Below are 18867 nucleotides of genomic sequence, written 5' to 3' on the forward strand. Positions count from 1 at the left end.
TCCCACAGGGAACTGCATTCCAACTGACAGCATGCAGTCCACTGTGGGAGCTAGCCTGCTAGCGATAGGTCCATCACTGACACCGAAGAAACATCAGGCCGCAGCCACCTTGGCAAACCCCGCCCGAATCTTCTCTTCCGGCAAATCATCAGCAATAAACACGATCACACTTTCCCGCGCCTCACCCTCGGCCCATTCAGTGTCCCAGTCGAAACCGTAGAGTTTCAACACGCCCTGAAACACCAACCGCCGATCCTCACCCGCAATGTTCAGCACGCCTTTGTAGCGCAGCAGTTGTTTGCCGTGCTCTTCCAGCAGCTCGTTCATGAACTCGCTGAGCTGATCGATATCCAGCGGCTGATCGGTGCGCAGCACGAGGCTGGAAATGCGGTCGATGGAAGGCGCTTTGCTCACCGGACGCAGACTCAGGCCGCCGCCGAGATCGGCATTCAGGTTGAAGCCGCGCACATCCAGCAGCTCGGCCAGATCAATGTTGCCGTGCTCGACCACGCGGATTGGCGCGCGACGATTGATGCGGGTCAGGCGTTCGCTGAGCGCGGTAAACGCAGCCTCATCCACCAGATCGGTTTTGCTCACCAGCAAGCGGTCGGCGAAACCGATCTGTGCCTGGGCGATGGTCTGGGTCAGATGTACATCGGCGTGGGCCGCGTCGACCAAGGTGATGATGCCGTCGAGCAGGTAACGCTCGCGCAGCTCTTCATCGATGAAAAAGGTTTGCGCGACTGGCGCCGGATCGGCCAGCCCGGTGCATTCGATCACCAGACGGTCGAAGGCAATTTCGCCGCTGTCCAGACGTTCGAGCAGCAGATAGAGCGCTTTGGTCAGATCGGTGTGAATGGTGCAGCACACGCAGCCATTGGCCAGGGTCATGACTTGCACCGGCTCATCACCGAGTAACTGGGTGTCGATGCCGGCGTCACTGAATTCGTTTTCGATCACGGCGATTTTCAGGCCGTGCTCGGCTTTGAGCAGGTGGCGTAACAATGTGGTCTTGCCGGCGCCGAGGAAACCGCTGAGCACCGTGACCGGGATGGGAGAGGACAAAACACGATCTCCTTTTAAAAACACAAAACAAATGTGGGAGCTAGCAGGCTAGCTCCCACAGGGGGATTGCATCGGCTTCAGGCTGTCAGATCAACAGCACTTCGGCCCACCCTTGCCACCGTAACGCGCCTCTTGACGTTCCCTGAAGAACATCTCGTAGCTCATCACCGGTTTGTCCGGGTGTTTGTTCTGCATATGCTCGACGTAGGTGTCGTAGTCGGGCATGCCGACCATCAGGCGCGCGGCCTGACCGAGGTATTTACCGAGGCGACTCAGGTCATTGAACATGCTGCAATCCTCTGGTTACGCATCCGGCAGCGCCTGGAATGGCGATTCTTTATCCGTACGCTCTTTTTTGCCCCAGGCGGCGATGCCTACCTTCAGCGCATAGAACAGGATGCTGAATACCACGAACAGGAACAGCGCCGTCAGCGTTGCGTTGGTGTAAGCGTTGAAGATCACGTGCTGCATCTGCTCGACGCTTTTCGCCGGAGCGAGCACCTGACCATTGGCCAGCGCATCGCTGTACTTCTTGGCCAGCGACAGGAAGCCGATCGCCGGGTTGGCGTCGAACAGCTTGATGAAGCCTGCAGTCGTGGTGCAGATCAGCAGCCAGGTGGCTGGCAACAAGGTGACCCAAATGTAGCGCTGACGCTTCATTTTGATCAGCACAACCGTTGCAAGCATCAGCGCGATACCGGCCAGCATCTGGTTGGAGATACCGAACAGTGGCCACAAGGTATTGATGCCACCCAGTGGATCGATCACGCCCTGATACAGCAACCAGCCCCACATCGCCACACAACCGGCAGTGGCGATCAGGTTGGCGGTCCAGGATTCGGTACGCTTGAGGGCCGGAACGAAGGAGCCGAGCAGATCCTGCAGCATGAAGCGTCCGGCACGGGTACCGGCGTCTACTGCGGTGAGGATGAACAGCGCCTCGAACAGGATCGCGAAGTGGTACCAGAACGCCATGGTGTTTTCACCCGGCAGTACACTGTGCAGGATCTGCGCGATACCGACCGCAAGCGTCGGCGCACCACCGGCACGCGCCAGAATGGTGGTTTCGCCGATGTCATGCGCCACGGCTTGCAACGCCTCAGGCGTGATCGCGAAGCCCCAACTGCTGACCACTTGCGCAACCGACACCACATCACTGCCGACGACTGCCGCCGGGCTGTTCATGGCGAAGTACACGCCTGGCTCGATCACCGACGCGGCGACCATGGCCATGATCGCCACGAACGACTCCATCAGCATGCCGCCGTAACCGATGTAACGTGCGTTGGTTTCGTTATCCAGCAGCTTCGGCGTGGTGCCGGAAGAGATCAGCGCATGGAAACCCGAGACCGCACCGCAAGCGATGGTGATGAACAGGAACGGGAACAGACCGCCCTTCCATACCGGACCAGTGCCGTCGACGAACTGGGTCAGCGCGGGCATTTTCAGCTCGGGCATGGTCACCAGGATGCCGATCGCCAGAGCGACGATGGTACCGATCTTGAGGAATGTGGAGAGGTAGTCACGCGGCGCCAGAATCAGCCACACCGGCAACGAAGCGGCCACGAAACCGTAACCGACCAGCATCCAGGTAATCTGTACGCCGGTGAAGGTGAACGCCTTGGCCCAGACCGGATCGGCAGCAATCTGCCCGCCCAGCCAGATCGAACCCAGCAGCAGCAACACGCCGACCACCGAGATTTCACCGATACGACCCGGACGGATGTAGCGCATGTAAATGCCCATGAACATCGCGATCGGGATGGTCGCCATCACCGTAAAGATGCCCCACGGACTTTCGGCCAGAGCTTTGACCACGATCAGCGCCAGCACCGCAAGGATGATGATCATGATCAGGAAGCAGCCAAACAGCGCGATGGTGCCGGGCACACGGCCCATTTCTTCACGCACCATGTCGCCCAGGGAGCGGCCATTGCGCCGGGTCGACATGAACAGCACCATGAAGTCCTGCACCGCACCCGCCAGCACCACGCCGGCAATCAGCCACAGGGTACCGGGCAGATAACCCATCTGCGCCGCCAGAACCGGGCCAACCAAAGGCCCTGCGCCGGCAATTGCCGCGAAGTGGTGACCGAACAGAATGTGTTTGTTGGTCGGAACGTAGTCCAGACCGTCGTTGTTGAGCACGGCGGGGGTGGCCCGACGCGGATCGAGTTGCATCACATGGTTAGCGATGAACAGACTGTAATAGCGGTACGCAACCAGATAAATGGCCACGGCGGCGACCACAATCCACAAGGCGTTGATCGCCTCGCCTCGGCGCAATGCCACTACGCCCAGGGCGCACGCTCCTACGATTGCCAGCAGCAGCCAGGGTAAGTGGCGTAGCAGGCTATTATTATTTTTCATTTTTTTATTCCAGCCAGGGTGGACAAGAAAGATAGCCACCCCGAGTTTAGCGCTACTGGCGCCAAAGGCCATACCCCGACATTGGTCTAGACGGTTCAAAGGTTGGTCTATAGTCAGCAGACCTTCGTGAGGATAGCGCCATGAGCGAGCACCCAGCAGAGCGTCGCCGCTTCAAACGTATCGCGTTCGATGCCCGGACCGAATTGAGTCAGGGAGAATTCATCTGGACGGTCAAGCTGATCGACTTGTCCCTCAAGGGGCTGTTGATCGAGAAGCCCGAGCCATGGCTGGGCAATCCGGATTGGCATTTTCTGGTCGACATCCATCTCAACGACGAGGTCGGAATCAAGATGGACGTGCTGCTGACCCACGATGACCATGGTCAGCTCGGCTTCGTCAGCAAGCACATCAGCCTTGAATCGATTGAACGCCTGCGGCGCCTGATCGAGTTCAATCTGGGCGATCCGCAGGAGCTCGAGCGGGAATTGGGCGCATTGATCGAGGTGTAGCGCGGCGCGTTACTCGAACAACGAATCCAGCGCCTGCTCCAGACGGGTCACGGCGATGATCGTCAGACCCGGCGGCGCTTCCTTCGGTGCGTTGCCCTTGGGCACGATGGCGCGTTTGAAGCCGTGTTTGGCGGCTTCTTTCAAGCGTTCCTGACCGCTAGGCACCGGGCGCACTTCGCCGGACAGGCCGACCTCGCCGAAGACCAACAGATCGTGCGGCAACGGCCGGTTACGCAGGCTCGACATCACCGCTGCCATCAATGCCAAGTCAGACGCCGTTTCCAGCACCTTCACGCCGCCGACCACGTTAAGAAACACGTCCTGATCGTGAGTCGGAATCCCGCCGTGGCGATGCAACACCGCCAGCAACATCGCCAGACGATTTTGATCCAGGCCCAAGGTGACTCGGCGCGGATTGGCCAGATGACTGTCATCGACCAACGCCTGCACTTCGACCAGCATCGGCCGCGTGCCTTCCCACGTCGCCATCACCACGCTGCCCGGGACTTCTTCCTGAGCACGTGTGAGAAAAATCGCCGAAGGGTTGGAGACTTCTTTCAGGCCTTTGTCGGTCATGCCGAACACGCCCAATTCGTTGACCGCGCCGAAACGGTTCTTCACCGCGCGCAACAAACGCAAGCGGCCATCTGACTCGCCCTCGAAATACAGCACAGTATCGACCATGTGTTCCAGCACGCGCGGCCCGGCCAAGGCGCCTTCCTTGGTGACGTGACCAACCAGGAAAATCGCTGTGCCGCTCTGCTTCGCGTAGCGCACCAGCAACGCTGCGCTTTCGCGCACTTGCGACACGCCACCCGGTGCCGATTGCAGTTGTTCGGTGAAGATCGTCTGGATCGAGTCGATCACCATCACCTTGGGCTTTTCCAGGCGGGCGGTGGCGATGATGGTTTCGATGCAGGTTTCGGTCATGACGCGCAGTTTGTCCTGCGGCAACCCGAGACGACGGGCACGCATGGCGACTTGCTGCTGGGATTCTTCGCCGGTGACGTACAGCGCCGGCATGGTTTTGGCGAGGTTGCACAGGGTCTGCAACAGAATCGTCGATTTGCCGATGCCGGGGTCGCCGCCGATCAACACCACCGAGCCGTCCACCAGTCCGCCGCCGAGTACCCGATCCAGCTCACTGGAGGCTGTGGAAAAACGCGGGATTTCTTCGACGCTGACTTCAGCGAGCGTCTTGATCTGCGCCTGCTGCCCGGTCCAACCGGTGCGCCCGCTCGGCGCTGCTGCGCCGCCACTCTCGACCATGGTTTCGGTCAGGCTATTCCAGGCGCCGCATTCGCCGCACTGGCCGGCCCACTTGGGAAAGGTTGCGCCGCACTCGGTGCAGCCATACATGCGCTTGGCCTTGGCCATGAGAACCCCCGACAAAAACGCCGATGATAACGCAGCTGTCGTGGATCAGTGCGGCGCAACTCTGGACTTATGGATGAATTGGGGTCTGACTCAGACCCCGATTTTTCAGTCGACCAGTTTGGCTGCCAGCGCCTCGACGCGACTGAGATCACCTTTGGCGACCTTGGTCACACCGCTGCCGTATTCCGGATCGGCCTTATAAAGGAAGGACAGAATGATGTGCTTGCTCTCGTCATCGGCCCCCGCCAGCGAGCCACCGAAGCTGTCGATCAGATCCTGACGTTCGCTTTTGCTGAACGAGCGATACAGATCCCCGGCCTGCTTGAAGTTCTGCTCGCGCTGGATCTTCGCCTGTTGGGTGCTGCCTTGCAGCGCCAACTGACTGTAGCGGGCACTTTGCGTTTCTTCGCGCGGTTGCAGGCGACTTGGCTGGTAGTTCACGCCAGAGGTGCTGGCGCCAGCGTTCATCGCGCCATCCTGATTGCCATTGTTGACGGCGACTTTAGGCGCGTTGACTGGCAGTTGCAGCGCATTGGCACCCAAACGATACATCTGCGTATCCGCGTAGGAGAAAATCCGCCCTTGCAACAAACGATCTTCCGAAGGCTCGATGCCCGGCACGACATTCGATGGCGCCATGGCGACTTGCTCGGTTTCCTGGAATACATTCGCCGGATTACGGTTCAACACCATTTGTCCAACTTTACGCTCAGGTATACCCGGCCATATCTTGGTGGCGTCCAATGGATCGAAATCAAACTTGGACAAGTCTTGCGGTTTTATCGCCTGGATGTACAAGTCCCACTTAGGGAAATTGCCTTGGTTAATGTTCGTCACCAAGTCATTGGTCATATGGCTGTAATCTTTTCCTTGAACCTCTGAAACTTGTTTTGGAGTCAGGTTTTTAATTCCCTGCTGACTCTTCCAGTGAAACTTGACATAAGTGACTTCGCCTTTGGCGTTTATCAACTTATACGCATGCACACTGTTGCCATCCATTTCCCGGTAACTGGCTGGCGTTCCCGAGTTGGAGTACAGCTCGGTCAAAGTGCGAGTGGCTTCCGGCACGTGAGAGAAGAAGTCAAAACGGCGCGAATCATCGTCGAGGTTAGTTCGCGGATCGGGTTTGAAGGCATGCACCATGTCCGGAAACTTGATCGCATCACGGATGAAGAACGTCGGAAAATTGTTGCCTACCAGATCCCAGTTGCCATCAGCGGTGTAGAACTTGGTGGCAAACCCTCGCGGATCACGCAGGGTTTCCGGGGAGTGGTTGCCGTGTACAACGGCGGAAAGCGCACGAACACTGGAGTGACCTGACCGACAGCGAATACCTTGGCTTTACTCAGGTCGCTCAGGTCATTGGTTGCGGTGAAGCTGCCGTGGGCGCCCGTCCCGCGCGCGTGAACCACACGCTCGGGGATGCGTTCGCGGTCGAAGCGCTGCAGTTTCTGGATCAGTTGCACGTCCTGCAGCAGCACCGGGCCGTTAGGGCCGGCGGTTTGCGAGTTCTGGTTATCACCGACGGCCGCACCATTATCGCGGGTCAGAGGTTCAGCGTTCACGGAGAGGGTCAGCAAGCTGGCGGCGAGCACGCCGAGCGTACGACCGTAGGAGCAAGCTCCCAGCCCAAGAGTCGAGTTCATATCAGATTCCTCTGTTTTATTGAGCGCATCCAGGTGCGCCCAACAGAGGCTAGAGCTCACGCTCGCAGAACATAAATAGAAAGTTCACAACCCGACGATTGATAAAAATAGCTTCCAGATCAGCGCTTTACGGAGTATTTCGCGCGCGATTGCTGGCACTTTGCAAACTAATTGCGGATTGATGTGTCGATAAAAAGTGCTTTGTAAGAAGGTGTTGCGCGCAGGACGCGTTTTGCTGATTTACACTGCGTACACCAAACTCATCTGTAACAAGGAAATAACTATGGGCGTGCTTAGCGAGTTCAAGGCCTTCGCGGTCAAAGGCAATGTGGTCGACATGGCCGTCGGTATCATCATCGGCGCGGCGTTCGGCAAGATCGTTTCGTCATTTGTCGGCGATGTGATCATGCCGCCAATCGGGCTGCTGATCGGCGGGGTCGACTTCAGCGATCTGGTCATCACACTCAAGGCGGCCCAAGGTGATATCCCTGCCGTGGTGATGGCATACGGCAAATTCCTGCAGACCGTGCTCGACTTCGTGATCGTCGCCTTCGCGATTTTCATGGGCGTCAAAGCCATCAATCGCCTCAAGCGCGAAGAAGCTGTGGCCCCGACCTTGCCACCAGTGCCGACCAAAGAAGAAGAACTGCTGGGTGAGATCCGTGATCTGCTCAAGGCGCAGAACACTCGGGTCGAGTGACCCGTGCAAGAGAAAACGGCGCCTGCGGGGCGCCGTTTTTTTTACCAGTAATTTTCTACCGCTACCTGTCCGGGTCGCCGGCTCAGGCTCAGATTCATGCCGCGCTGTTTGAGCAGCGCCCGGGTGTCATCGATCATCTGTGGATTGCCACAGAGCATCACCCGCGAATGCACGGCGGTCAGCTGCAACCCGGCAGTACGCTCCAGTTCGCCGTTCTCGAGCAGCGTAGTGATCCGCCCGTTCAGTGCACCGGGATGAAGCTCACGGGTAACCGTCGGGATGAATTGCAGTTTGTGCGCATGTTCGGCCAGATAATCGCGCTGCGTAAGCTCGGCAATCAGTTGCAGATAAGCCAGCTCCCGCGCCTCGCGCACGCTGTAAACCAGAATGATCCGCTCGAATTTCTCCCAGACTTCAAAATCCTGGAGAATCGACAGGAAGGGCGCGACCCCTGTGCCAGTGGATAACAACCACAGGTCGCGACCATCGACGAAGCGATCCAGCGTCAGATAGCCGAAGGCCTGGCGCTCGACCAGCAAGGTATCGTCGACTTTCAACCGGCTCAGCTCGCTGGTGAACTCCCCGCCCGGAACCACGATGGAAAAAAACTCGAGAAACTCGTCGAAGGGTGAAGACACCATCGAATAGGCGCGCCACACGGTGCTGCCATCCTCGCGAGTTACGCCGAGGCGCGCGAACTGCCCTGCACGAAAGCGGAATCCCGGGTCGCGCGTGGTGCGCAAGGTGAACAGACTCGCGGTTAGCGGCTGTACATCAAGCAGCGTCTGTTGAGTGAATTTCTCTGCACTGGCGGTCATTACGTCACTCCATCAACAATAACTGCAGTCTCGCGCAGTGCCGACCATTAAACCACCGACAAACAGTAGTGGCCTTTCACTAGTATCAAAAAATCTTTAACCATCCCGTACATAAGTTGTATTGAATGATTAGCTAAATATAACGACCGTCTGCACTAAGTTCCGATATTCCAGATTTCGATACTGTTCAAGAACAAAAAAGTTCAAACATTTTGTAGGAAGCATCCTACACTCGTCTTCGTGCCGGGCAATTGGATCCAAGCACGGCAACCCCGCGAGACAATCAGGAGATCTAATGAAATGGAACAATGGAACAATGGAACAATGGAAGGAGTTGCAGCTAAAGCAGCTGACCCGCGCGAAGGGAATCGATTCGCTCTACCCGATTCTGGCGACATTCGCGAAAAACATCGGCTTCAATTACTGCGGAGTTTCAGTCACTTCCCAACATCAGGATTCGTCGTTCAATGCTTTTCATATCAATAACTTCCCTCTCGGATGGAACCGGCTGATTGACGACAGTTATTGCGAAAACAACCCGATAAGGGCGCATTGCAATCAATCCATGCTGCCCATCGTGTGGAGCCAGGAAGCTTTTTCTAAAACGCCCCACTTATGGGACGCACTGCTGGATCAAGGCCTGCAATTTGGCTGGTCGCAGTCATTCCATCACGAGGAAAGCGGCCTGTGCTGCATGCTCAGCGTGGTGCGGCCCCACCGCGAAGTGAGCCAGATTGAACTGTACGAACACTTCGGATGCCTGTTTTACGTGACCAGCCATTTGAGTGAGCTGTTTGCCCGTACCCTTCCTCCCCGGTCAGCAAAGATTCCCCTAGTGCGGTTGACCAAGCGCGAGGTAGAGATTCTGCGATTCTGCGCGATGGGCAAGACCGCTTACGAAATTGGCAAGATTCTTGCCGTGACTGAACGTACCGTGCAATATCATGTGGCTAGGACGATCCAGAAGTTGAACGTCTGCAACAAGATGTCTGCCGTGATGGCCGCCTCGAAACTGGGGGTTATCTAGTAGAGCCCGTGGCGAATCAGCGCAAAACGGCCGGGTAATGCGGGCCAAAAAAACGTAACATCTGCAACCTTCCTGAGTGATGGCGTGATCTTTTACGTTGCAGTCCACTCGGATGGTTCTGCCGCCCCAGAGGCTGCTGGACACCCGTTGATTATCCAGAGTCCCGCCCCATGCCTTTGCTAGATACACCCTTCGCCCAACTCGACCTGATCCGCCAGCCCGACCAGCAGAATGAACCGCTGCAAGCTTTCGATGCGGCCGATGAATACCTGCTCAACCATCTGGCCGAGCAACAGCCGGCTGCAGATACGCGGGTGCTGGTGCTCAACGACAGTTTCGGCGCTCTGGCCATCAGCCTGGCAGGCAAGGTTCAGGTGAGCAGCAGCGGCGACTCGTTTCTGGCCTTTCAGGGGCTGGAAAAGAACCTGCTGCGCAATGGCCATGCATTCGATGCCATACAAGGCATCGCAGCAAGCGAAACATTGAATGGCCCGTTCGACCGGGTGCTGATCCGCGTGCCGAAAACCCTGGCGCTGCTGGAAGAACAATTGATTCGCCTGCAAGGGCAACTGGCACCCGGCGCGCAAGTGGTCGCGGCGGCGATGGTCAAGCATTTGCCGCGCGCCGCCGGTGATCTGCTGGAACGTTACATCGGCCCGGTACAAGCATCGCTGGCGGTGAAGAAGGCGCGATTGCTGATCGCCACACCTGAAGCCAAAGCGCCAGCCGTCTCGCCGTATCCGACCCGCTACAACCTCGACGAACCAGCAATCGAACTGCTTAATCACGCCAACGTGTTCTGTCGCGAAGGCCTGGATATCGGCACTCGCGCGTTTCTTCCGCATTTGCCGAAAAACCTTGGCGCCGCCCGCGTCGCCGACCTCGGCTGCGGCAATGGCGTGCTGGCCATCGCCAGCGCTCTGCAAAACCCGGATGCGCAATATACGTTGGTAGACGAATCGTTCATGGCGGTGCAATCCGCCTCCGAAAACTGGCGCGTAGCGCTGGGTGAGCGTGAGGTGATTGTGCGCGCCGGGGACGGATTGGCCGGGCAAGAGCCGCAGTCGCTGGACGTGGTGCTGTGCAATCCGCCGTTCCATCAACAACAGGTAGTTGGTGACTTCCTCGCCTGGCGCATGTTCCAGCAGGCCCGCGAGGCGCTGGTGGTCGGCGGTGCGCTGTACATTGTCGGCAACCGTCACCTGGGTTATCACACCAAACTGGCGCGGCTGTTCCGCGGTGTCGAGCAAGTGGCGACCACACCGAAATTCGTGATTCTCAAAGCACGCAAATAGTCAGTGCATAAAAAAACCTCCAGACGGAGGTTTTTTTTGCTTCAGTGCGTACTCAAGCCCGCGGCATTCATGAACATGCGCATCAGGCTCGCAACGATGAAAAGTGCGCCGACGCTGCCGACCCAGATCATCGCCAACCATCCGAGCCGCTGCCACAGCGGCTTTTTTTCGGCTTCTTCAATGTCGTGCAGGGAATGTTTGCCGTTCATTTGCTTTGATCCTCAGTAGATCGATGGCGCCGCAACCGACGCCATCGCGGGCGAACCCGCTCCCACAATTCAACTCTAGTGATAACCGTCTTCGTGGGTGACCTTGCCGCGGAACACGTAGTAGCTCCAGAAGGTATAACCCAGGATGAACGGGATGATGAACAGCGTGCCGACCAGCATGAAGCCCTGGCTTTGCGGCGGTGCGGCGGCGTCCCAGATCGAGATCGACGGCGGCACGATGTTCGGCCACAGGCTGATGCCCAGTCCGCTGTAGCCAAGGAAGATCAGCACCAGCGTCAGCAGGAACGGCGTGTAGTTGGCATTTCGCGCTACTGCTCGGATCAAGCCATACATTGTCACCAGCACCAGGATCGGCACCGGCAGGAACCAGAACAGATTCGGCAGCGTGAACCAGCGCGCAGCGATGTCCGTGTGCGCCAGCGGCGTCCAGATACTGACGACACCGATCACCGCCAGCAGCACGAAGGCCAGTGGGCGCGCGAGGTTGTGCATCTGTTCCTGCAGCTTGCCCTCGGTTTTCATGATCAGCCAGGTGCAGCCGAGCAAGGCGTACGCCACCACCAGCGCGGCGCCGCAGAACAGGGTGAATGGCGTCAGCCAGTCCAGCGAACCGCCGGCGTATTGCCGATTGACCACTGGAAAGCCGTCGATGAACGCCCCGAGCGCCACCCCCTGAAAGAACGTTGCCGCCACCGAACCGCCGATGAACGCCTTGTCCCACAGGTGACGCTTGTCGTCCTTGGCCTTGAAGCGGAACTCGAACGCCACTCCGCGAAAAATCAGCCCGATCAGCATGAAGATCAGCGGTAGGTACAACGCCGAGAGCACCACCGAATACGCCAGCGGGAATGCCCCAAACAACGCCGCGCCACCCAGTACCAGCCAGGTTTCGTTGCCGTCCCAGACCGGGGCGACGGTGTTCATCATTACGTCACGGTCGACTTTGCCCGGGATGAACGGGAAGAGAATCCCGATACCGAGGTCGAAGCCGTCCATGACCACGTACATCATGATGCCGAAGATGATGATCACGGCCCAGATCAGCGGAAGATCGATACCCATGATTCAAATCTCCTTGGTCAGGCTGCGGGTGTTGTCAGCCTCGGTGTCATCGTCGTCAGCAGCGGACAACGGACGCGCCGGGGTGCGTTGCTGGCCTGGACCACCGTCAGTGGTCTCCTTGCCTTCGTCGATCTTCGGCCCTTTGCGCACCAGACGCATCATGTAACCGAGACCGGCACCGAACAGCGCGAAGTACACCACCACAAACATGATCAGCGTGATGCTCATCTGCAAGAAGCTGTGATTGGAAGACGCATCCGCCGTGCGCATCAGCCCGTAGACCACCCACGGCTGACGACCGATTTCGGTAGTGAACCAGCCGGCGAGGATCGCGATCAGACCGGACGGCCCCATCCACAACGTCAGATACAGGAACGGTCGCGAGGTATACAGCTTGTCGCGTTTACGCAGCCACAAACTCCACAAACCGGTGAAGATCATCAGGAAGCCCAGGCCGACCATGATCCGGAACGACCAGAACACGATGGTCGAATTCGGCCGGTCTTCCGGCGGAAACTCCTTGAGCGCCGGGACTTGTTTGTCCAGCGAGTGCGTCAGGATCAGACTGCCGAGGTACGGAATTTCCACGGCAAACTTGGTGCGCTCTTCTTTCATGTCCGGCCAGCCGAACAGGATCAGCGGCGTCGGCTCGTCACCGTGGTTTTCCCAGTGGCCTTCAATCGCGGCGATTTTTGCCGGCTGATGCTTGAGCGTATTGAGACCGTGGAAGTCACCGATCACTGCCTGGATCGGCGCGACGATCAGCGCCATCCACATCGCCATCGACAGCATCGTGCGAATCGCCGGGTTGTCCTTGCCGCGCAGCAAGTGCCAGGCCGCCGATGAACCAACGAAGAACGCCGTCGCCACGAACGCTGCCGTGGCCATGTGTGCCAGACGGTACGGGAATGACGGGTTGAAGATGATCGCGAACCAGTCGGTCGGAATCACCTGACCGTTGACGATTTCGAAGCCCTGCGGCGTCTGCATCCAGCTGTTGGAGGCGAGAATCCAGAACGTCGAGATCAGCGTGCCGACGGCGACCATGACCGTGGCGAAGAAGTGCAGCTTGCGTCCGACCTTGTTCCAGCCGAACAACATTACCCCCAGGAAGCCGGCCTCGAGGAAGAATGCCGTGAGCACTTCATAGGTCAGCAGCGGCCCGGTCACGGAACCTGCGAAGTCCGAGAAGCGGCTCCAGTTGGTGCCGAACTGATAGGCCATGACCAGACCGGAAACCACGCCCATGCCGAAGTTGACGGCAAAGATCTTCGACCAGAAATGGTAGAGGTCGCGGTAGGTGTCGTTGTGCGTCTTCAGCCACAACCCCTCGAGCACTGCCAGGTAACTCGCCAGGCCGATGGTGATGGCCGGGAACAGGATGTGGAACGAGATGGTGAATGCGAACTGAATTCGGGCGAGATCTAGTGCCTCTAAACCGAACATAAGTCTTCCTCTGTCAGGTAATACCGGCTGCAAGGCTTGTGGCCTGCACCCACTGCCCCCACGGATATGGAGTGCGGCGAATTTGTATTCGTTCTTTTTTTTACAGGCATCGCAACGCAGGGAGTCTGGCCATTTGGCCGCCGGATCAATTCCGTTAAGGGCCTTGATCTGGATCAATCAACGTTGAAAGAGTAGTCCCATTTTTGCCGGCGGTTACTGTGGTCGTTTGCCGCGTGACAGGTTGCCTCATAGCTTCGGCAATGCTCTGCAATACATTGTTCGGAAGATTGCCGTGCGGGCGCGGAAATATCGGTGTCTAGCTAACTAAATTTTTGTGCATGGCAACTTCTCGTTACATTCTGGTGATAGTCTCGGCATTCCCCTCGCTCAAGAATCGCCCTCAGATGCCCAGCCAAGAGCCTTTGCTGCTACGTCACCATCGTCCGTTCCTGGCGTTCTGGATGGCCCGCGTTTTTACTGCCAGCGGTTTTCAAATGCTGACGGTGGCGATCGGTTGGAATCTCTACCAACTGACCGGCAACGTACTCGATCTGGGGCTGGTGGGATTGGTGGAATTTGCCCCGCGCGTGCTGTTCATGCTGCACACCGGGCATGTGGCCGACCGCTATGACCGACGCAGGGTCGCGGCGATCTGCCAGTCGTTGCAGGCGTTGATCGCCCTGGCGCTGGCGATTGGCAGCGCTACTGATCATGTCACGCGGGAAATGATCTTCATCCTCGCGTTTCTGCTTGGCGCCGCGCGTTCGTTTGAAATGCCGACCACCCAAGCCCTGTTGCCGAGCATCGTGCCCACGGCGCTGTTTCCACGAGCGGTCGCGGCGGCGCAGTCCGCGCAGCAATCAGCAACCATCGTCGCGCCGGCCCTCGGCGGTTTGCTCTATGCGTTCGGCAGCGTCTGGGTCTACGGGCCGACCGTCATTCTGTATGTAATCGCCTGCACCCTGATGCTCAACCTGCCCGCGCGGCAGACGCCGCTGAATAAAGGCAAAGCCACGCTGGATTCCTTGCTGGCCGGGATTCGCTTCATCCGCAGCCGACCGGACATCCTCGGGGCAATTTCGCTGGATCTGTTCGCAGTGCTGCTCGGCGGCGCCACGGCGCTGTTGCCGGTGTTCGCCAAAGACATTCTGTTGACCGGGCCGTGGGGCCTGGGCCTGCTGCGCTCGGCACCAGCGGTCGGCGCGTTGCTGATGTCACTGTATCTGGCGCGATTTGCCGTGGAGCGCAACGTTGGCCGGGTGATGTTTACCGCAGTCGGCATATTCGGCGTCGCGACCATTGCCTTCGGTCTGTCGACTTCGTTCTGGTTTTCGCTGGCGGTGCTGGTGGTGCTCGGCGCGGCGGACATGATCAGCATGGTCATCCGCGCCTCCTTCGTGCAACTGGAAACCCCGGACGAAATGCGTGGCCGCGTCAGCGCGGTCAACGGCCTGTTCATAGGCGCCTCGAACCAGCTGGGCGAATTCGAATCCGGCGTCACCGCCCATTGGTTCGGCACTGTGCCGGCGGTAGTCATGGGCGGGATCGGCACGCTGCTGGTCACGGGCACGTGGATCAAGCTGTTCCCGACGCTGGCCAATCGCGACCGGATGCATGTGGCGGTGGAAGAGGTGAAGGTCTGAGCGTCATTCAGGCCAACAACTCCCCCGCCACTTTCGCTCTGACGGCTTTACCCGACAGTTGCTCGACCAGCGTCAGCGCAAATGCCAGCGCGGCGCCCGAGCCTTGGGCGGTGATGCAGTTGCCGTCGACCACCACTGACTGATCAACAAACGTACAACCGGACAGTTGATGGCTCGCGCTCGGCAAGCAGGTCATGCGCCGTTGGCGCAGTACGCCGAAGGCTTGCAGGGCCACGGCCGGGGTTTCGGCGATGGCGGCGAACAGTCGGCCGGCGCTGGCTTGATCCTTGAGCAATTGTTGCAGAGGCTGATGCGCCGCCAAGTGTTGCGCGCCGACGGCACCGCCGGGCAGGACGATCAGGTCGAACGTCTGCGCCAGCACATCGACCAGCATGCCATCGGCGGTGATTCGGGTACCGCGGGCGCAAGTCAGCATGCGTCGGCCTTCGATGCTCGCCGCCAGCACTTCGATGCCGGCGCGGCGCAACACGTCGATCAGGGTCACGCTTTGCAGATCATCGATGCCCTCGGCGAGGGTGATCAGAGCTCTAAAGGTCATGGGCGCTATCCGCTGAGTGATCTTTAAAGCGTAGTCAGCTTTGCCGCGCACCGTTTGGTGCGAGGCGTTACTTGATGTAAAGCTGGGTAGACAACGTGTTGCGCGGGGCGTTGATCGAGGTGTTGCTGAAGGTAAACGTGCCCTGCTGCTTGCCCGCCAGATCGAAGCTATATAGAGAGCCGACGGTTTTGCGGCCCGGCGAGCACTCGGTCAGATTGCCGTTATCGAAGGCACAGACCGGGCTGCGGCTGCCGTTGACTTCAAAACCATCCAGTGTGGCTTGCGGTTGATTCTGTCCGTAGCCGATTTCCAGCACATACACCTTGATGCTCGACCCGCCGTGATTGCAACCGGTCTGCGCCTGACCGTCGCTAATGTCTTCCAGCCCGCAGGAGGCCGATTGCACCTTGATCACTTTGACCTCTGACAGCGGCGGTGCCGACGCCGCAAATGCTGCCGGCATCCCGCTCAGCAGCGATATCATCAGCCCGCAAGCCTTCATCCAACCCTTGTTCATGCAATCGATCCCCCGAAAAATCAGCGCGCAGTATGGCGCACTTGCCGCTGAGGCAAAACTTCGCCGACGATCGCCTCCAACATCCGCCCAATTGCTCACGCTGCTGGTATGATGCGCGGCTTTTTCCGGCCCAGCAAAAATCCCAGGCGCATCCGACGGTCTGTGCTTTGCTGTTGAGGTCGACACATTCACGGCGCCACGCGCGCCACGGGGAGCAGACATGCTGGAAAGGCTGTTTCAACTCAAGGCACACAACACCAACGTGCGCACCGAGATTCTGGCGGGCGTCACGACCTTCTTGGCCATGGCCTACATTCTGTTCGTCAACCCGAGCATTCTCGGCGAGACCGGCATGGACAAAGGTGCGGTGTTCGTCGCTACCTGTCTGGCAGCCGCCATTGGCTCGACGGTCATGGGCCTGATCGCCAACTACCCGATCGCCCTCGCGCCGGGCATGGGCCTGAATGCTTTCTTCACTTACACCGTGGTGCTGCACATGGGCCACACCTGGCAAGTGGCGCTGGGCGCGGTGTTCATTTCGGCGGTGTGCTTCTTCCTGCTGTCGATCTTTCGCATCCGTGAATGGATCATCAACAGCATCCCGCTGCCGCTGCGTTCGGCGATTGCCGCCGGTATCGGCCTGTTCCTGGCGCTGATCGCCCTGCACAACGCCGGGATCGTGGTCAGCAACCCGGCGACCATGGTCGGCCTCGGCGACCTGAAACAACCGGCACCGATCCTCGCTACCCTCGGTTTCGCCCTGATCGTTACCCTTGAAGCCTTGAAAGTTCGTGGCGCGGTGCTGATCGGCATTCTCGCGGTGACCATCGTCTCGATCGCTTTCGGCTTCACTCCGTTCGCCGGCGTGACCTCGATGCCGCCATCGCTGGCCCCGACCTTCATGCAACTGGACATCAAAGGCGCACTGGACATCGGTCTGGTCAGCGTGATTTTCGCCTTCCTGTTCGTCGACCTGTTCGACAACTCCGGCACCTTGATCGGCGTCGCCAAGCGCGCGGGCCTGATGGGCAAGGACGGCCACATGCCGAAGATGGGCCGCGCCCTGATCGCTGACAGTACTGCGGCAATGGCCGGCTCGCTGCTGGGCACCTCGACCACCACCAGCTACATCGAATCTGCAGCCGGCGTGAGTGCCGGCGGCCGCACCGGCCTGACCGCGGTAGTGGTCGCGATTCTGTTCCTGCTGGCGTTGTTCTTCTCGCCATTGGCCTCCAGCGTTCCGGCATTCGCTACCGCGCCAGCCCTGCTGTTCGTCGCCGTGCTGATGACTTCCGGCCTGGCAGAAATAGACTGGGACGACATTACCGTTGCCGCGCCCGTGGTGGTCACCGCGCTTGCGATGCCATTCACCTATTCCATCGCCAACGGCATCGCTTTCGGTTTCATCGCCTGGACTGGCATCAAGCTGCTGTCCGGCCGCGGCCGTGAGCTCAACCCGGCGCTGGTGATTCTGTCGACTCTGTTCGTGATCAAGTTGGGTTGGTTCAACGCATGACTTTTGATTCCCAGGCCTACGCCGCACAGCTTGAAGCCAAGGTCACGCGCCTGCGTGACCTGCTGGCCCCATTCGAAGCGCCCGAGCCGACCGTATTTGACTCGCCGTTGCAGAACTTCCGCCTGCGCGCCGAATTCCGCCTGTGGCGCGAAGGTGGTGAGCGTCACTACGCGATGTTCGCGCAAGACGACAAACGCACGCCGATCCTGATCGAAGAGTTCCCGATCGCCAGCCTGCGCATCAACCAATTGATGCCGCAATTGAAAGCCGCGTGGCAGGCCAATGCAGCGCTGAGCCATAAGCTGTTTCAGGTGGAGTTTCTGACCACGCTGGCTGGCGACGCGATGATCACGCTGTGCTATCACCGTCCGCTGGACGCGCACTGGCACACGGCAGCGAGCAAACTGGCGGCGGATCTCGGCGTGAGCATCATTGGTCGCTCGAAGGGCAAACGCGAAGTGCTCGGCCTGGATTACGTGGTCGAAAAACTTGAAGTCGGCGGGCGTACTTTCAGCTACCGCCAGCCGGAAGGCGCGTTCACCCAGCCCAACGGCACGGTGAACCAGAAGATGCTCAACTGGGCATACGAAGCGCTGGGCGATCGTACTGACGATTTGCTCGAGCTGTACTGCGGCAACGGCAATTTCACCCTGCCATTGGCCACCCGCGTGCGCAAAGTGCTGGCCACCGAAATCAGCAAGACTTCGGTTAACGCTGCACTGAGCAACCTCAGCGAAAACGCTGTGGATAACGTCACCCTGGTGCGCCTGTCCGCCGAAGAGTTGACCGAAGCACTGAACGAAGTGCGTCCGTTCCGTCGCCTGCACGGCATCGACCTGAAAAGCTACGAATTCGGTAGCGTGTTCGTCGACCCGCCACGTGCCGGCATGGACCCGGATACCTGCGAGCTGACCCGACGCTTCGACAACATCCTGTACATCTCCTGCAACCCGGAAACCCTCGCAGCGAACATCGCGCAACTGCACGACACGCACCGCATTTCCAGCTGTGCGCTGTTCGACCAGTTCCCGTGGACGCACCACATGGAATCCGGCGTGATGCTGACCCGGCGTTGATTGCAACTGCC

17 protein-coding genes and 1 pseudogene are annotated in these 18867 nt (G+C 58.9%); 7 read left to right on the top strand and 11 right to left on the bottom strand.

The genetic code is table 11. From position 1 onward, the window contains the following. Positions 1-93: 93 nt before the first annotated feature. The 3 genes from yjiA to ACOI8A_RS24815 all read right to left on the bottom strand — a co-directional run bounded on the left by yjiA (position 94) and on the right by ACOI8A_RS24815 (position 3435). Positions 94-1065 carry a GTPase gene (yjiA, locus tag ACOI8A_RS24805; RefSeq protein WP_420648467.1) on the bottom strand — a complete coding sequence of 324 codons (972 nt, stop codon included), beginning with the start codon at positions 1063-1065 and terminating at the stop codon, positions 94-96. A 90-nt stretch (positions 1066-1155) separates the two neighbouring features. After that, on the bottom strand, positions 1156-1353 hold the full coding sequence (locus ACOI8A_RS24810; protein WP_042561171.1) for a YbdD/YjiX family protein: 198 nt from the start codon (positions 1351-1353) through the stop codon (positions 1156-1158). Between the two features lie 15 nt (positions 1354-1368). Next, positions 1369-3435, bottom strand: a complete 2067-nt coding sequence (locus ACOI8A_RS24815) for a carbon starvation CstA family protein (protein ID WP_420648468.1) — start codon at positions 3433-3435, stop codon at positions 1369-1371. Between the two features lie 140 nt (positions 3436-3575). Here ACOI8A_RS24815 and ACOI8A_RS24820 point away from each other — a divergent pair, with 140 nt between their 5' ends. Further along, positions 3576-3944: a PilZ domain-containing protein gene (locus ACOI8A_RS24820; RefSeq protein ID WP_420648469.1), complete on the top strand. Its 369-nt coding sequence runs from the start codon at positions 3576-3578 to the stop codon at positions 3942-3944. A gap of 9 nt (positions 3945-3953) precedes the next feature. On the opposite strand, the gene radA is transcribed toward ACOI8A_RS24820, so the two are convergent. Together radA and ACOI8A_RS24830 are read right to left on the bottom strand one after the other, a co-directional pair. After that, positions 3954-5321, bottom strand: coding sequence for a DNA repair protein RadA (gene radA / locus ACOI8A_RS24825; RefSeq protein WP_420651378.1), 1368 nt, complete (start codon positions 5319-5321; stop codon positions 3954-3956). Between the two features lie 105 nt (positions 5322-5426). Next, positions 5427-6967: pseudogene (locus tag ACOI8A_RS24830) on the bottom strand (catalase). 283 nt (positions 6968-7250) lie between these two features. On the opposite strand from ACOI8A_RS24830, the gene mscL reads away from it, so the two are divergent. Next, the gene (gene mscL / locus ACOI8A_RS24835; RefSeq protein WP_420648472.1) at positions 7251-7667 is read left to right on the top strand and encodes a large-conductance mechanosensitive channel protein MscL; all 417 of its coding nucleotides are present in this window, start codon (positions 7251-7253) and stop codon (positions 7665-7667) included. 41 nt (positions 7668-7708) lie between these two features. On the opposite strand, the gene ACOI8A_RS24840 is transcribed toward mscL, so the two are convergent. Then, positions 7709-8485: a ferredoxin--NADP reductase gene (locus tag ACOI8A_RS24840; protein WP_420648473.1), complete on the bottom strand. Its 777-nt coding sequence runs from the start codon at positions 8483-8485 to the stop codon at positions 7709-7711. A gap of 295 nt (positions 8486-8780) precedes the next feature. Here ACOI8A_RS24840 and ACOI8A_RS24845 point away from each other — a divergent pair, with 295 nt between their 5' ends. Both ACOI8A_RS24845 and ACOI8A_RS24850 read left to right on the top strand, forming a co-directional pair. Further along, a complete protein-coding gene (locus ACOI8A_RS24845) occupies positions 8781-9512 on the top strand; it encodes a helix-turn-helix transcriptional regulator (RefSeq protein ID WP_420651377.1) in 732 nt (243 codons plus the stop codon). Positions 9513-9682: 170 nt separating this feature from the next. Then, positions 9683-10807 (top strand): methyltransferase, encoded by a 1125-nt coding sequence (locus tag ACOI8A_RS24850; RefSeq protein ID WP_420648475.1) that lies wholly within the window; start codon positions 9683-9685, stop codon positions 10805-10807. Positions 10808-10848: 41 nt separating this feature from the next. Here ACOI8A_RS24850 and ACOI8A_RS24855 read toward each other — a convergent pair whose 3' ends face one another. From ACOI8A_RS24855 to ACOI8A_RS24865, 3 genes are all read right to left on the bottom strand, one after another. Further along, positions 10849-11016 (bottom strand): DUF2474 domain-containing protein, encoded by a 168-nt coding sequence (locus ACOI8A_RS24855; RefSeq protein ID WP_420648476.1) that lies wholly within the window; start codon positions 11014-11016, stop codon positions 10849-10851. Between the two features lie 75 nt (positions 11017-11091). Next, positions 11092-12099 (bottom strand): cytochrome d ubiquinol oxidase subunit II, encoded by a 1008-nt coding sequence (gene cydB, locus ACOI8A_RS24860; protein ID WP_420648477.1) that lies wholly within the window; start codon positions 12097-12099, stop codon positions 11092-11094. A 3-nt stretch (positions 12100-12102) separates the two neighbouring features. Next, positions 12103-13545 carry a cytochrome ubiquinol oxidase subunit I gene (locus ACOI8A_RS24865; protein ID WP_420648478.1) on the bottom strand — a complete coding sequence of 481 codons (1443 nt, stop codon included), beginning with the start codon at positions 13543-13545 and terminating at the stop codon, positions 12103-12105. 404 nt (positions 13546-13949) lie between these two features. Between ACOI8A_RS24865 and ACOI8A_RS24870 the strand changes: the two genes are divergently transcribed. Further along, complete coding sequence (locus tag ACOI8A_RS24870; RefSeq protein ID WP_420648479.1) at positions 13950-15188, top strand: MFS transporter; 1239 nt, start codon at positions 13950-13952, stop codon at positions 15186-15188. Positions 15189-15195: 7 nt separating this feature from the next. Here ACOI8A_RS24870 and ACOI8A_RS24875 read toward each other — a convergent pair whose 3' ends face one another. Then, the gene (locus tag ACOI8A_RS24875; RefSeq protein WP_420648480.1) at positions 15196-15747 is read right to left on the bottom strand and encodes a DJ-1 family glyoxalase III; all 552 of its coding nucleotides are present in this window, start codon (positions 15745-15747) and stop codon (positions 15196-15198) included. A gap of 67 nt (positions 15748-15814) precedes the next feature. Next, positions 15815-16264 carry a DUF4879 domain-containing protein gene (locus ACOI8A_RS24880; protein WP_420648481.1) on the bottom strand — a complete coding sequence of 150 codons (450 nt, stop codon included), beginning with the start codon at positions 16262-16264 and terminating at the stop codon, positions 15815-15817. Positions 16265-16484: 220 nt separating this feature from the next. Here ACOI8A_RS24880 and ACOI8A_RS24885 point away from each other — a divergent pair, with 220 nt between their 5' ends. Together ACOI8A_RS24885 and trmA are read left to right on the top strand one after the other, a co-directional pair. Further along, positions 16485-17780: an NCS2 family permease gene (locus tag ACOI8A_RS24885; protein WP_420648482.1), complete on the top strand. Its 1296-nt coding sequence runs from the start codon at positions 16485-16487 to the stop codon at positions 17778-17780. Continuing rightward, positions 17777-18856 (top strand): tRNA (uridine(54)-C5)-methyltransferase TrmA, encoded by a 1080-nt coding sequence (trmA, locus tag ACOI8A_RS24890; protein ID WP_420648483.1) that lies wholly within the window; start codon positions 17777-17779, stop codon positions 18854-18856. The genes ACOI8A_RS24885 and trmA overlap by 4 nt, the downstream gene beginning before the upstream one ends. Positions 18857-18867 lie beyond the last annotated feature (11 nt).

The sequence above is a fragment of the Pseudomonas sp. P4795 genome, from assembly GCF_048822895.1.
Classification (GTDB): domain Bacteria; phylum Pseudomonadota; class Gammaproteobacteria; order Pseudomonadales; family Pseudomonadaceae; genus Aquipseudomonas.

Bases quoted from the DNA above. Each gene is read 5' to 3' on its own strand.
- ACOI8A_RS24880 (WP_420648481.1), bottom strand. From the start codon at position 16,264: ATGAACAAGGGTTGGATGAAGGCTTGCGGGCTGATGATATCGCTGCTG.
- ACOI8A_RS24855 (WP_420648476.1), bottom strand. From the start codon at position 11,016: ATGAACGGCAAACATTCCCTGCACGACATTGAAGAAGCCGAAAAAAAG.
- ACOI8A_RS24840 (WP_420648473.1), bottom strand. From the start codon at position 8,485: ATGACCGCCAGTGCAGAGAAATTCACTCAACAGACGCTGCTTGATGTA.
- ACOI8A_RS24885 (WP_420648482.1), top strand. From the start codon at position 16,485: ATGCTGGAAAGGCTGTTTCAACTCAAGGCACACAACACCAACGTGCGC.
- trmA (WP_420648483.1), top strand. From the start codon at position 17,777: ATGACTTTTGATTCCCAGGCCTACGCCGCACAGCTTGAAGCCAAGGTC.
- ACOI8A_RS24810 (WP_042561171.1), bottom strand. From the start codon at position 1,353: ATGTTCAATGACCTGAGTCGCCTCGGTAAATACCTCGGTCAGGCCGCG.
- ACOI8A_RS24850 (WP_420648475.1), top strand. From the start codon at position 9,683: ATGCCTTTGCTAGATACACCCTTCGCCCAACTCGACCTGATCCGCCAG.
- ACOI8A_RS24870 (WP_420648479.1), top strand. From the start codon at position 13,950: ATGCCCAGCCAAGAGCCTTTGCTGCTACGTCACCATCGTCCGTTCCTG.
- ACOI8A_RS24820 (WP_420648469.1), top strand. From the start codon at position 3,576: ATGAGCGAGCACCCAGCAGAGCGTCGCCGCTTCAAACGTATCGCGTTC.
- ACOI8A_RS24865 (WP_420648478.1), bottom strand. From the start codon at position 13,545: ATGTTCGGTTTAGAGGCACTAGATCTCGCCCGAATTCAGTTCGCATTC.
- cydB (WP_420648477.1), bottom strand. From the start codon at position 12,099: ATGGGTATCGATCTTCCGCTGATCTGGGCCGTGATCATCATCTTCGGC.
- ACOI8A_RS24815 (WP_420648468.1), bottom strand. From the start codon at position 3,435: ATGAAAAATAATAATAGCCTGCTACGCCACTTACCCTGGCTGCTGCTG.
- radA (WP_420651378.1), bottom strand. From the start codon at position 5,321: ATGGCCAAGGCCAAGCGCATGTATGGCTGCACCGAGTGCGGCGCAACC.
- mscL (WP_420648472.1), top strand. From the start codon at position 7,251: ATGGGCGTGCTTAGCGAGTTCAAGGCCTTCGCGGTCAAAGGCAATGTG.
- ACOI8A_RS24875 (WP_420648480.1), bottom strand. From the start codon at position 15,747: ATGACCTTTAGAGCTCTGATCACCCTCGCCGAGGGCATCGATGATCTG.
- ACOI8A_RS24845 (WP_420651377.1), top strand. From the start codon at position 8,781: ATGAAATGGAACAATGGAACAATGGAACAATGGAAGGAGTTGCAGCTA.